The following is a 12,490-nucleotide window of genomic DNA, read 5'->3' on the forward strand; positions in this document are numbered from 1 at the left end:
AAAGTTATCAGAGAGGTATTAAGATGCACTTAAATTCAGTACAAAGATTTAAAGAAATATTAAAGATATTAGCATTCTACGGTTTTGGTCATATAGTGGGTTCAAAATTTAATGAAGAAAAAGCTCCTGAAAACTTAAGAAAAGCCTTTGAAGAATTAGGTCCTACCTTTATAAAAATAGGTCAAATATTAAGCACAAGGCCGGATATATTGTCAGAACCTTACATACGGGAATTATCAAAACTTCAAGATAATGTACCTGAGGATAATTTTAGGGATATAAATGAATCATTTTTTAAAGAATTTAATGTATCAATAGAAGAAGCTTTTTTAGACTTTAATAAAAAACCTTTAGCTTCCGCATCAATATCTCAAGTTTATTCCGCTAAACTTCATAATAATCAAGAAGTTATAGTAAAAATTCAAAGACCTGAAATAAAAGAAAAAATGAATATGGATTTAGCAATAATAAAAAAAATATTTACCATTGGAAAGATAAAAACACTTGAAACTTTGATAGATCCTAAAGAAGCCATAGATGAACTTATAAATGCAACAAATTTAGAATTAGATTTTAATAATGAAAAAGAAAATATGAAGAAATTTAAAGATTTTAATAAAAATATAAAATATATTTATACTCCTAATACCATAGATAAATATTGTAGTACCAATATAATCACAATGGAAAAAATTTATGGTTTTAAAATAACTGATATAAACACCTTAGATAAATTAAATTATAATAGAAAAGATGTGGCTAATAAATTAGCTATATCCATATTAAAACAAATTTTTGAATATGGATTTTTCCATGGTGATCCTCATCCAGGAAATATTTTTATATATAAAGGTAAAATATGTTATATAGACTTTGGAATAATGGGAGCCCTAACACCCAATTTAAAAAATTATTTGAATGAAGCTATGGTTGCTGTTGCTTTTAAGGATGTTGATAAGCTTATATCTGTACTCCTATCCATTGGAATAAAAAAAGGCTATATAGATAAAAATAATTTATTTGAAGATATAAATTATTTATTTGATATTTATCTTTCTACTCCACTAAAGAATATAAAAATGTCTACCATGCTTCAGCAAATTTTCCAATGTGCTAGTCGTAATAATCTAGGATTGCCTAAGGAATTAACAATGCTAATAAGAAGTTTAATTATAGTAGAAGGTATATTAGAAAAAATAGATCCTAACATTCAAATATTAGATATTGCTATACCATATGTAGAAAATAATAATAAGATTAATTTCTTTAAAAACATTAATTTAGATGAATTATTGTTAAATAGTTATAAAACCACAGAGAATTTATCTAAAATTCCTAATAAAACTGTTCAATTACTAGATAATATTTTAAATGGTAGGTCAAAACTTCAACTAAATGTTCATAGTTTAAATAGATCTATTAATTCATTAAACAGAATGGTAAATAGAATAGTTTTTGCTCTTATAATATCTTCAATGATAATCGGATCTTCTTTTATACTTACTTCCAATGTGGGCCCTAAATTATACAACATATCTATAATTGGTATATTGGGATATCTCATTGCAGCCTTTATGGGTTTTTGGCTTCTTATATCCATAATAAAATCTGGGAAATTATGATACATTTTATAGCTTTTATTAATTTATTGACATTTATAAGTAATTAAATAATAATTATTGTATCATGCTATAATTAGAAAGAGGTTTTTTAATGATAAAGTATTATAATAGAAAAAGTAAAAATTATGATATAGAAAATGTTGCTGGAGAAAAATATTTGAATTGGACTTATTCCTCTCCCATTGGTATGAATCTTTTAGAACTATTCATAAAGAAAAAAATTTTTTCAAAGTTGTATGGATTCTATTGCGACAGAAAAATAAGTAGTAAAAAAATAAATAAATTTATTGATAATTTTAATATTGATATGTCTCTATCCCAAGATGATTCAAATAATTTTAAATGCTTTAACGACTTTTTTACTAGGAAATTAAAAAAAGAAGCTAGACCTATAAAAGTAGATGAAAATATTTTAATATCTCCTGGTGATGGAAAAATACTTGTATATGAGAGCTTAAATCTAAACTCAATGACTAATATAAAGGGAATGAACTATAGTTTTTGTGAATTAATAAATGACAATAAAGTGGCAAAGAAATATGAGAATGGAACTTGTATAATATTAAGACTATGTCCTACTGATTATCATAGATTTCATTTTATAGATAATGGTATGTGTGAAGAAAGCATAAAACTAGATGGCTTTTACTATTCTGTAAACCCAATTGCATTAACTAAAATTCCTAGTGTATTTTGTAAAAACAAAAGAGAATACTCTATTTTTCATAGTGAAAATTTTCATGATGTAATATTTATGGAAGTAGGAGCTACTTGTGTAGGGTCTATAATACAAACTTATAAACCTAATACTAAAATTTTAAAAGGGGATGAAAAAGGTTATTTTAAATTTGGTGGATCTACAGTAGTTTTATTCTTTAAAGAAAATACTATAAAAATTCATGATGATATATTAAAGCAAAGTAACTTAGGATATGAAACAGCTGTTATAATGGGAGAGCCTATTGGAAATAAAAAATAAAAGTCTTTCGATTTATCGAAAGACTTTTATTTAATGGTGCACCGGGCAGGATTCGAACCCGCGGCCAACTGGTTCGCGACGTGCAGTTTTATAATGTTTTAAAATGCCTTCAAATCCGCTTAAATACTCATTCCATTTTTTAGTTAGTATTAACTTATACCTGTTTATTTTAAGCTATAAGGGGTAAAAAAAGGGGTAAAAATCAATATTACTTTTCATTGATAAATCCAATAAACATAACATTTATATGCATATATAAAAAAACGTAAAAATAATAAATAAAGGGTAAAAAAAATAATATTTAAAAATATCAATATTTAGTGTACTTAGAGTACTGTACTATATAAAACCTAGTAATACCAATGTCTTAAAGTGTCAGTACACTAACTTTTTTACTGTACTTTTAGAGTACTTAGAGTACTGTCAATATAATATTATCATATATATGTGACAAAAATAGTAGATAAAAAGCTAATTTATATGCAAATTTTTAGCTTTTATCTACTATTTTTTAGGTATATTCTTTAATAGATTTCATTGTATATTTTATTAGCAAACCTATATATTTCAAAGGGTTATCCCTATTTTTCATGCTAATTTTATACCTTTAAGCCCCTCCTTTCCTGCTATTTTTTCTCACGCATGCGAGAGAGTTGTTTTGTCGTGCCTACTACCCGTTCTCCCCATACTAAAAATTTTTTTCATTTTTTTGACCCGGGGTACTTACCATCTTTCCTCATTTAATATAGGTTTCTTCTGTTTAACTTTCTACTATTTCTATTTTGCAAATATGATTTTCTCTAATTGGCAACACATCTGCTCTAACCATTACACGCATTAATATAGTTCCTTTTTTTATATCATTCATTACCTTAAAATCTATTTGATTTCTTATACCAACTGCAACAGCATTACTATCCATTACTAATACATGTTTAGGTTTCAATCCGTTACTTTCTATTTGAGTAAGGTTGCCATAAAATACTGGAGTTTGTATGTACTGTCCTGTACTGTCTTTTAATATTTGTAGGCTATATAATTCATTAGGATTAATTCCAATTGTGTCAGGCTCTCCGTTTTCTTTTGATATTTCAAGTCTTGCTTTTGCTACCATATCATAATCAACACTTGACACTTGTATCTTTTTAATATCTACATTATCCATTATCCCATTAGGATAAACACCTTCTTTAGTTGATGCATTACTGTTTGTATATAAAAAATTATTATCTAAAGCTTTTGCAACTGCATCAGAAAAAGCTTTCATTAAAATATTTTCTATTTGGTAAACATCTTGTATATCTTCTTCAGCTACTTCAACATAACCATAAAGTGTTTTTGCTACTAAATCAACTGGCTTTAACCCTAATGAAGTATTCTTTCCTACTGCTCCACGTTCTTTAAAATCTAGTTCCATATCCTCATCAATTTTCCCTATACGAACCGTTCCAGTTTCCATAGGTACTATAGGACAATTGTTTAATAAAACTGACTTTTGACATGCGTTATAAATTATGTCAGCTGATATTCCAATAGGTGCAATTACACTCCCATCTGTTCTCTTTTGTATTTCCTGTTTTATATCTCCATTTTTTAATAATACTTGTTGCGCAAAATTAGTAAAAGACATACCATCTTTAGCACCAAATTTCCTCTTAAAATCTGATTTACTCATTTTAGCAGCCTTAATTCCATTTTCCTTAATTGAATTAATTTTCATGCTTTGTTTTACTACTCCTTCTTCGCTTGAATTAGATGTACTAGCATTTTCTATAAGATTTATAAATGCATCTGCCATTGCTCCTTCATCTGTGCTTTGTAGAGCTTTTTGAATTTCTTCTTTAAATTCTTGTTTTAATATATCTTTACTTCTCATAGACTTAATAAATCCTCCCTTTATTTATTATTTATATAATCATTAAATGTTACTTTTTCAACTTCTTTATTTATTGGTGATGAATAACCACTCGCCGGTGTAATCCCAGTAATTTTTGGCTTTTGTTCTATTGCATTAATTATATTTGAAAATCCCTCCAAAGTTTTGTTGTCATATTCATCACACATTTTTGAAAATAAATCTTCATTTATCATATATCCTTTATTTGATACTGCTCCTTTAAATCCATTAATAGCTTTTTCTCTTTCTTTCCCGGCTATCATTTTTTCATATTCTGCTTTATAATCAATTTCCTGTTCTATATTTTGATTTTTTATTTCATTTTCCATGCTTAATATTCCTCCTCTTCCCATTGGTTACAATTGACTATTGGCTTATTACTATTACTTTTATAACCTATTTTACTGCATTCCCTTTCATATATAAGAACACCCATAGCGCTTTCTACAACGGGAGTATTATTATATTTACAAGTCACACAGGTTTTATTTTTGGTATTCCACCAACACCTTTCTTCATGCTTTTCCATCGCACTTTTATTTATTAATCTTTTTTTATTGCAATGCTCACACTGAAAGATAATCCTTTCTTTCATTTTCTTTATCCTCCTTCTAATCATCTATATAAAAAATAATTTCTCGCCCTACTTCTTCTAAATAGTTTAAATCTGTTAATCCTTTTATAACTCCTTGCTTAAACATATATTTTTTTTCTATTGTTAACGATGAAATTAATGTTTGTGTAAATTCCTCTATTAAGTCATGATGTTCTTTTGGTAAAATCTTATATAAATTTGTTTCTAATTCATTATACTTCTCACTAAGTTCTAAATATTCTTGAATTTTTTCTAAATTAGTTACGTTCTCCTCTAAACGATGAAATTCGCTTTCTATAACTTTATTTATAATATTTTTTAATACTTTATACATTATTTTTTCCTCCTTGCATTTTTCGCTTCAATAGGATAAAATAAAGTTGGATTTGTAGTTCGTTCCTATCGGAATGGACTTTTTTTATTTAAATGGAAAAATCCCATCTTTTATTTCTTCAATATCATTAATTTCAATATCAAGATAATATCCAACACTATTACTCTTTTTCTGTTTTATTCCAAAACTTGATAATTGCCTTCCAAAGTGAGTTGGATTCATAGGTATTATATTGTTTGATATGCACCAACTATCATAGACCTTGTAAACATCACCTTTAGGAATTTTAATACCCTTCTTAGGCACTAAACTTATTTTTTCTTTAAAGAAAGCATATGCACTGTCAACTTCTTCTCTATATTCTTCCATTTCCTGTTCAGCCGCTTGGCTTTTAGTAATTTTCCATTTATTAGCTTTAATTCTTTGTAATCCTTCATAAGCCCACATAAAAACTATGTCTAACTCTTTATTTATTATTTTGTCTGCTAGCTCAGTATCCTTCACCTTATCACATATACCCTCCGCAACTTCTTTCTCTGTACCAAAGGAAGTATTAAAAGGAATTATTATGGGTCTTCTGAAAAATCCTGTGGACTTATCCACTGCACTTGGCATACGGTTTAATCCAAAGAACATAGTCATATTAAAACCTAACCTAACTAAATCCTTATTTTTTCTATTTACTGTTACAGGTTCACCACATACCATTGATTTAAAAAATCCATGTATTTTTTTACCACTTAATTCATCATCACGCACTATATTGACATGTTTACCTTCTGCAGCTGATATTGTAAAATCTCCGCCGAAATCACCCAATCCTATACCACAAATACACCTATTATCGCCTATTAAAGCCTCCTGTATATCAAAGGCTACACTTTTACCATTAGAACCTTCACCCTTGTATATAAAACTGTTTTGAATCTCTCTAGCGTGAGGAGATAACATAAGCCCCCATGTTTCCTGTAGCGTTATTACACTGCCTTTATCAAGTGTACTATCTAAAAACTTTTTAAACTCTGAATCAGTAAATCTATCTTCCCAGTCAGTTATATAATTGGCTTGAAATTGGACCTCTAACTTATACTCGGGACTATGTGATAAGAGTTTGTTATTCTCTATATCAATAATTCCATTTAAACAATTAATATAATTCTTTTCATCATTCACCTTTCTAGCGTCTGTACTGCTTAACATTAAAAGCTCCGCAAAATTCTTTGACTTAGTAACTGTTTTGTCTTTGTCATTTATGGCATATTCAAAAAACATTTTCTGGACTTCTTTCAGCTCCTTATATTCATAAAATCCTTTTTCAGTATCATATATAAACCATAAATTACCTTTTATATAACTGGGTTGTTTTTTTATTATGTGCTGAACCAGTGCCCAATTGTTAACATTGCCTTTATCATCACAATAAGAAGGCAACACATATTTAAGAACACTATCAACCTTTCTTTCTACTTCTTCAAAAGTTAAAGGCGGCATAAACCAACAATTGTTATACATTATAGCCTGAGGTAATAACATTTCCTTTTTTCTCATAGTAGGATTATTTTTAATCATGTACCCTAGCCAACTTATTAAAGTGTTATCTCGACCTTCGCCCTCTTTTACAGATTTATAATATTTATTAGCCTTAAAATCCTTTACCGCTACACTTTGACCCTCTGAACTCTCTTTCTTTTGAGAAGGTTTATCTAAATTTATTAACTTATCAAATAAGGCTTGTGGCATATCTTGAATATCATGTGTATTTGGTTGATATTCCTTAATACTTTTATCAATCTTCACCTTACTATTAGGTAATACAATTAACCCACCATCTGTTCTTATATCTATTCCTGGAGCATAGTCAGCTTTATTTTTTAATCCTTCTTTATATTTAAAATATAAATGTACACCACCTCGTGGAGTTATTACTGCAAATGTATTATTTATTTTTTCCTTATCCTCTTTTGAAAACTCTTTAATGAAATCTCTAAAATTATCAATTCCATTAATATCACTATTCCCATGATTAATATCAATATCTATAACCATAATATTGCTAATTTTTCCACATACAAGAGAGAACCCTGTAACTTGTCCACCTCTTACTTTTCCATCTACTTCCTCTTTATATATTGAGGATACTTCTTGAAGTTCATTTTGATTTTTAATCCAATAGTCTTTATTGCTCCACGGAACTACTGGTATTTTTGAGTAGTTTACTAATGGTACTATTGGGAATAATTTTTTTTCTATAATTGAAGTAAAATTTTCCCCTGTCACTATATCACCTACTTTTTAGTACAGTTTTTATTTGCCCATTCTTGGAGTAATTCACGATTTAAAAAATATTTTGAACCAACTTTCATACAGGGAAAATCTTTCCTTTTCAGTAAATCTTGATACATCATATTTTTTCCTACTCCTAAAACCCTCATACCCTGTGTAGGGCTTATTAATATAGAATTGTTATCTTCCATTTTATTACCTCCATATATTTATTTTTTTTAGATATGCTTTAATTTAATATTGTTCTTGATGAACGATATTGGTATGTTTTGCGAACTTTTAAGTTCGGTATATGTATATAATAAATCATTTAAGATTGTTTTGCAAGTATTTTTTTTAAAAATAGTGCTTTTTTGATTTGTTTAGGATATACTATAGATATAAAAATACTGTTTAACACTAGGAGGGAAGCAAAATGAGTGTTGGAGAAAACATAAAAAAATATAGAAAAGAAAAGAGATTAACTCAAAAACAATTGGCTAAAGAAATAAATTTATCGGAAATCAGTATAAGAAGATATGAAAAAAATATAAGCACTCCTACAATAGAAATTATAAAAAAAATTGCTGAAAAACTTAAAGTACCAGTTTCTTCTTTATTAGGTATTGAAAAGCTTGGTACTAGTGACACATATGTTAGTGATGAAAATAAAATTGCTCATGTATTCTCAAAGAAGGTTCTTGATGAATCGAAGTTTGGTACTGAAGATATTGAAACAATAAAATTAATTAGTGCTTATATAGGGCGTCTTGCTAATGAAAAAGGTATGAAATTTATTGAAGATTGGGGTACCATAATTCAAGATGTTAAAGACATAATAAACGCAGACCTTGAAAGAGAAAAAATTAAATTGGGCACTAAAATAGATTAACAGTACGCTAAGTACACCAAAGTACCATGCTTTTTTAGTGTACTGTTAGTGTCTTAATCCAGTAATATCAATGGTTATATGGATTCAGTACTCTAAGTACACTAATTTTTAAAAAACTACACCTATTAGAGGAGGTCTTTTTTATGGCTAAAACAACTTATAAAAAGAAAGTCATAAATGGTAAAGAATATTATTTCTATAGGCTAAGACATAAAAACATTAGAAAACCTAAAGATATTTATGGATCTACTGTAAAAGAACTTGATGCAAAAATTAAAAATATAACTAAAGAACTGGACAATAATATTACTGATAATAAAAAATATTATGGAGCATTTTTAAAGGACTGGTTATATAACACCCATATGGTAAATAAAAAACCTTCTACTAACGAAAGGTATGACGGTATTTTTAGAAATTATATTGATAATAGTCCTATATTTGAAATAAGATTGAAAGACTTAAGTGCATCAGATATACAGAAGTATTATAACAGTTTAATAAGTAAAGGAAAAAGTATAGCAACTATAAAAAATCTTCACAAAATCATATCTCCTAGCATTAGATATGCATATGATAATAATATGGTTATAAAGGATTTTTCTAGAGCTATAGTAATACCTAAAGAAAAGGAAGAAAAAAGGCTAAAAAAAGTTAAAAAAGTAGAGCCATTTACTTTGGAAGAACAAATGCAGTTTATTGAAGTCATAAAAGGTCATGAATTAGAAATGTTATTTATTACTGCTCTTAATACTGGCTTAAGACAAGGAGAATTATTCGCTCTTACATGGAATGATATAGACTTTAAAACTTCCTGCATAAATGTTAATAAATCATATAAAAGCGTAAAGAATATATCTACTGGCAAGTATGAAAGTATTATACAAACTCCTAAAACTAATAAAAGTATTAGACTTGTTCCTATACCAGTACCTTTAGTAAACAAATTAAAACAACATAAACTAGTACAAAAGGCTCAAAGATTAAAGATGGCTAATTTATATGAAAATAACACACTTGTTTTTTGTAATAAGTTTGGCAAGTATTTAGATAGTGGCAATGTACTAAAGAAATTCAAGAAAATACTTAAAAATAATGATCTAAAAGATAGAAAATTCCATGATTTAAGGCATACTTATGCCACTAGATTATTTGAATTAGGAGAAAACCCGAAAACGGTGCAGGACTTGTTAGGGCATAGTAATATTTCCATTACACTTGATACCTATACTCACGTATTAGAAAGCATGAAGAAAAAAGCAGTATCAAAATTGAATGATTTATATATATCTATGGGGGTAAAATAGCCCTCTTTTTTTATATAAAAAACCTATAAAGGGTAAAAAAGGGGGTAAAACTCTATTTATAATAAAATAAAAAACCGCTAAAACTTAGTAGTTTCAACGGTTTATGGTGCACCGGGCAGGATTCGAACCCGCGACCAACTGGTTCGTAGCCAGCTACTCTATCCAACTGAGCTACCGATGCAAATTTAACATACTTATTTTAACATAAAACTTATTATAAATCAATAATAAAAAGCATTTAACTTCAGAGTTAAATGCTTTGGCGGAGAAAGAGGGATTTGAACCCTCGCACCGGTTACCCGATCTACGCCCTTAGCAGGGGCGCCTCTTCAGCCACTTGAGTATTTCTCCATAGCTTACTTGTATAAAAATGGCGGAGAGATAGGGATTCGAACCCTAGGTACGGTCACCCGTACGCCGGTTTTCAAGACCGGTGCCTTAAACCAACTCGACCATCTCTCCACGTTTTTTTCAATTTTCACTTGATCACATAATAAATTATAACAACTAACATAATATATGTCAACATATTTTTTAAATTTTTATATAAAAATACACAATATATTGTATATCTTAACAAAATTGTATAAAAAATGAAAAGCATTTAACTTCAGAGTTAAATGCTTTGGCGGAGAAAGAGGGATTTGAACCCTCGCACCGGTTACCCGATCTACGCCCTTAGCAGGGGCGCCTCTTCAGCCACTTGAGTACTTCTCCATAGCTTACTTACATAAAAAATGGCGGAGAGATAGGGATTCGAACCCTAGGTACGGTCACCCGTACGCCGGTTTTCAAGACCGGTGCCTTAAACCAACTCGACCATCTCTCCACATATTTAACTTTGTAACGAAAATTATTATAACATTTTAAGTAAACTTTGTCAATATTACTTTTATCTTAATTATATATAAATATCTAATATTTTTATTTATCTATATATACAAATACACTATTTTAAATAACAATTAATGGTGTTCTTATAAAAAATATAAATATGTATTTATATTTTTTATAAGAACTAATACTTAGGTTATTTTATTATTTCTTTTTCACCCATATACCTTCTTAAAGCTTCTGGTATTGTAACTGATCCATCTTCATTTTGATAATTTTCAAGTATAGCTGCAACAGCCCTACCTATGGCAACACCTGATCCATTTAGTGTATGAACATACTTTGGTTTGGATTTCCCATGCTCTTTATATCTTATATTAGTACGTCTTGCTTGGAAATCCTCAAAGTTACTACAACTTGATATTTCCACATATCTATTATAACTTGGCATCCAAACTTCTAAATCATATTTTAATGAAGCTGTAAATCCTAAATCTCCCTTGCATATTCGTACAACTCTATATGGTATACCTAATTCTTTTAATACTTCCTCTACATCATTAATTAGCTTTCCTAGTTCTTCATAAGATTGTTCTTCTTTTGTAAATTTAACTAACTCTACCTTATTAAATTGATGTTGTCTAATAAGACCTCTTGTGTCTCTACCTGCTGATCCCACTTCTGATCTAAAACAAGCACTATAAGCTACATATTTTAATGGTAATTCATCACCTTTTAAAATCTCATCTCGATATAAATTAGTTACTGGAACCTCAGCTGTTGGTATTAAAAAATAATCATCTTGTGAAATTTTAAAAGCATCTTCTTCAAATTTAGGTAATTGTCCTGTTCCTATCATACTTATTCTGTTAACTATATAAGGTGGTAATATTTCTATGTATCCATGTTTTTCTGTATGTGTATCTAAAAAATAAGATATTAATGATCTTTCTAGCCTAGCTCCCAATCCTTTATAAAAAGTAAATCTTGATCCTGTTACTTTTCCAGCTCTTTCAAAATCAAGAATTTTTAAGTCTGTACCTATATCCCAATGAGTCTTAGGTTCAAAATTAAATTTTGTTGGCTCTAACCACTTTCTTATTTCCACATTATCTTTATCTGTTTGTCCATCTGGAACCTGATAATTTGGAATATTAGGTATTCTAAACATTATATATTGTATTTTTTCATTTATTTCAGATAAATTATCATGGAATTTTTTTATTTTTTCAGATAACTTCTTAATTTCAATCAATATACTGGAAAAGTCCTTTCCTTCTTTTTTAAATTTACGAACTTGAAAGGAAGCTCGATTTTTGTTATTTTTTAAAATTTCAACATTCGCTAAAATATTTCTTCTTTCTTCATCAAGTTTTAATACCTCATCAATTATATTTATGTCAAACTTTTCTCCCCTATTACTTAATTCTTCTTTTATTTTGTTTGAATTATTTCTTATTCTCTTTAAATCTAACATAATATTTTATTTATTGGCTGATCCAATAAATCTTCCCTCCCTTTATAATTTTGATTATAAAAAAAGCCCTTCAATCCCTAAAAAGGGACGAAAAGCTCCCCGTTGTCATACTACTAATTCATAATAAATAATCCAATATTAATTATAACCCTATGGCTACTATTATTTATATCAGCCCCTCAGATATAAATTCACAATACAACGCTATTAACTTACACCACATGTTAACGCTCTTAAAGCTTTATACAATTACTACTGTTATGGAAAGGTTTTAATATTTATTTTATATAT

At 28.4% G+C, this 12,490-nt stretch carries 11 protein-coding genes and 5 tRNA genes; 4 read left to right on the forward strand and 12 right to left on the reverse strand.

Annotated features, from left to right (window positions below; genetic code table 11):
* Positions 1-23 precede the first annotated feature (23 nt).
* Both NGI68_RS14340 and NGI68_RS14345 read left to right on the forward strand, forming a co-directional pair.
* Positions 24-1,622 (forward strand): ABC1 kinase family protein, encoded by a 1,599-nt coding sequence (locus NGI68_RS14340; RefSeq protein ID WP_251862140.1) that lies wholly within the window; start codon positions 24-26, stop codon positions 1,620-1,622.
* A 91-nt stretch (positions 1,623-1,713) separates the two neighbouring features.
* Positions 1,714-2,601, forward strand: coding sequence for a phosphatidylserine decarboxylase (locus NGI68_RS14345; RefSeq protein ID WP_251862141.1), 888 nt, complete (start codon positions 1,714-1,716; stop codon positions 2,599-2,601).
* A gap of 760 nt (positions 2,602-3,361) precedes the next feature.
* On the opposite strand, the gene NGI68_RS14350 is transcribed toward NGI68_RS14345, so the two are convergent.
* The 6 genes from NGI68_RS14350 to NGI68_RS14375 all read right to left on the reverse strand — a co-directional run bounded on the left by NGI68_RS14350 (position 3,362) and on the right by NGI68_RS14375 (position 7,901).
* Positions 3,362-4,477: a phage major capsid protein gene (locus tag NGI68_RS14350; protein WP_251862142.1), complete on the reverse strand. Its 1,116-nt coding sequence runs from the start codon at positions 4,475-4,477 to the stop codon at positions 3,362-3,364.
* A 20-nt stretch (positions 4,478-4,497) separates the two neighbouring features.
* Positions 4,498-4,827 (reverse strand): hypothetical protein, encoded by a 330-nt coding sequence (locus tag NGI68_RS14355; RefSeq protein ID WP_251862143.1) that lies wholly within the window; start codon positions 4,825-4,827, stop codon positions 4,498-4,500.
* Positions 4,828-4,829: 2 nt separating this feature from the next.
* Complete coding sequence (locus NGI68_RS14360) at positions 4,830-5,093, reverse strand: hypothetical protein (RefSeq protein ID WP_251862144.1); 264 nt, start codon at positions 5,091-5,093, stop codon at positions 4,830-4,832.
* A 16-nt stretch (positions 5,094-5,109) separates the two neighbouring features.
* The gene (locus NGI68_RS14365; protein WP_251862145.1) at positions 5,110-5,427 is read right to left on the reverse strand and encodes a hypothetical protein; all 318 of its coding nucleotides are present in this window, start codon (positions 5,425-5,427) and stop codon (positions 5,110-5,112) included.
* An 84-nt stretch (positions 5,428-5,511) separates the two neighbouring features.
* Positions 5,512-7,704, reverse strand: coding sequence for a phage/plasmid primase, P4 family (locus NGI68_RS14370; RefSeq protein WP_251862146.1), 2,193 nt, complete (start codon positions 7,702-7,704; stop codon positions 5,512-5,514).
* An 8-nt stretch (positions 7,705-7,712) separates the two neighbouring features.
* Positions 7,713-7,901: a helix-turn-helix domain-containing protein gene (locus NGI68_RS14375; protein ID WP_251862147.1), complete on the reverse strand. Its 189-nt coding sequence runs from the start codon at positions 7,899-7,901 to the stop codon at positions 7,713-7,715.
* Between the two features lie 224 nt (positions 7,902-8,125).
* Here NGI68_RS14375 and NGI68_RS14380 point away from each other — a divergent pair, with 224 nt between their 5' ends.
* Both NGI68_RS14380 and NGI68_RS14385 read left to right on the forward strand, forming a co-directional pair.
* Positions 8,126-8,581 carry a helix-turn-helix domain-containing protein gene (locus NGI68_RS14380; protein WP_251862148.1) on the forward strand — a complete coding sequence of 152 codons (456 nt, stop codon included), beginning with the start codon at positions 8,126-8,128 and terminating at the stop codon, positions 8,579-8,581.
* A 143-nt stretch (positions 8,582-8,724) separates the two neighbouring features.
* Entirely contained in the window at positions 8,725-9,888 is a 1,164-nt protein-coding gene (locus tag NGI68_RS14385; RefSeq protein ID WP_251862149.1) for a tyrosine-type recombinase/integrase, read from the forward strand.
* Between the two features lie 104 nt (positions 9,889-9,992).
* On the opposite strand, the gene NGI68_RS14390 is transcribed toward NGI68_RS14385, so the two are convergent.
* The 6 genes from NGI68_RS14390 to serS all read right to left on the reverse strand — a co-directional run bounded on the left by NGI68_RS14390 (position 9,993) and on the right by serS (position 12,199).
* A tRNA-Arg gene (locus NGI68_RS14390) sits at positions 9,993-10,069 on the reverse strand.
* A gap of 79 nt (positions 10,070-10,148) precedes the next feature.
* Positions 10,149-10,239, reverse strand: a tRNA-Ser gene (locus tag NGI68_RS14395).
* A 20-nt stretch (positions 10,240-10,259) separates the two neighbouring features.
* Positions 10,260-10,350: transfer RNA gene (locus NGI68_RS14400), tRNA-Ser, on the reverse strand.
* A 164-nt stretch (positions 10,351-10,514) separates the two neighbouring features.
* A tRNA-Ser gene (locus tag NGI68_RS14405) sits at positions 10,515-10,605 on the reverse strand.
* A gap of 21 nt (positions 10,606-10,626) precedes the next feature.
* Positions 10,627-10,717, reverse strand: a tRNA-Ser gene (locus NGI68_RS14410).
* Positions 10,718-10,918: 201 nt separating this feature from the next.
* On the reverse strand, positions 10,919-12,199 hold the full coding sequence (gene serS / locus NGI68_RS14415; RefSeq protein ID WP_251862150.1) for a serine--tRNA ligase: 1,281 nt from the start codon (positions 12,197-12,199) through the stop codon (positions 10,919-10,921).
* Between the last annotated feature and the right edge of the window lie 291 nt (positions 12,200-12,490).

The organism is Clostridium sp. Marseille-Q2269 (assembly GCF_943736985.1).
Taxonomy (GTDB): Bacteria; Bacillota; Clostridia; order Clostridiales; family Clostridiaceae; genus Clostridium_F.

Coding starts and splice junctions, on each gene's coding strand:
- NGI68_RS14340 (WP_251862140.1), top strand. CDS start 24: ATGCACTTAAATTCAGTACAAAGATTTAAAGAAATATTAAAGATATTA.
- NGI68_RS14345 (WP_251862141.1), top strand. CDS start 1,714: ATGATAAAGTATTATAATAGAAAAAGTAAAAATTATGATATAGAAAAT.
- NGI68_RS14350 (WP_251862142.1), bottom strand. CDS start 4,477: ATGAGAAGTAAAGATATATTAAAACAAGAATTTAAAGAAGAAATTCAA.
- NGI68_RS14355 (WP_251862143.1), bottom strand. CDS start 4,827: ATGGAAAATGAAATAAAAAATCAAAATATAGAACAGGAAATTGATTAT.
- NGI68_RS14360 (WP_251862144.1), bottom strand. CDS start 5,093: ATGAAAGAAAGGATTATCTTTCAGTGTGAGCATTGCAATAAAAAAAGA.
- NGI68_RS14365 (WP_251862145.1), bottom strand. CDS start 5,427: ATGTATAAAGTATTAAAAAATATTATAAATAAAGTTATAGAAAGCGAA.
- NGI68_RS14375 (WP_251862147.1), bottom strand. CDS start 7,901: ATGGAAGATAACAATTCTATATTAATAAGCCCTACACAGGGTATGAGG.
- NGI68_RS14380 (WP_251862148.1), top strand. CDS start 8,126: ATGAGTGTTGGAGAAAACATAAAAAAATATAGAAAAGAAAAGAGATTA.
- NGI68_RS14385 (WP_251862149.1), top strand. CDS start 8,725: ATGGCTAAAACAACTTATAAAAAGAAAGTCATAAATGGTAAAGAATAT.
- serS (WP_251862150.1), bottom strand. CDS start 12,199: ATGTTAGATTTAAAGAGAATAAGAAATAATTCAAACAAAATAAAAGAA.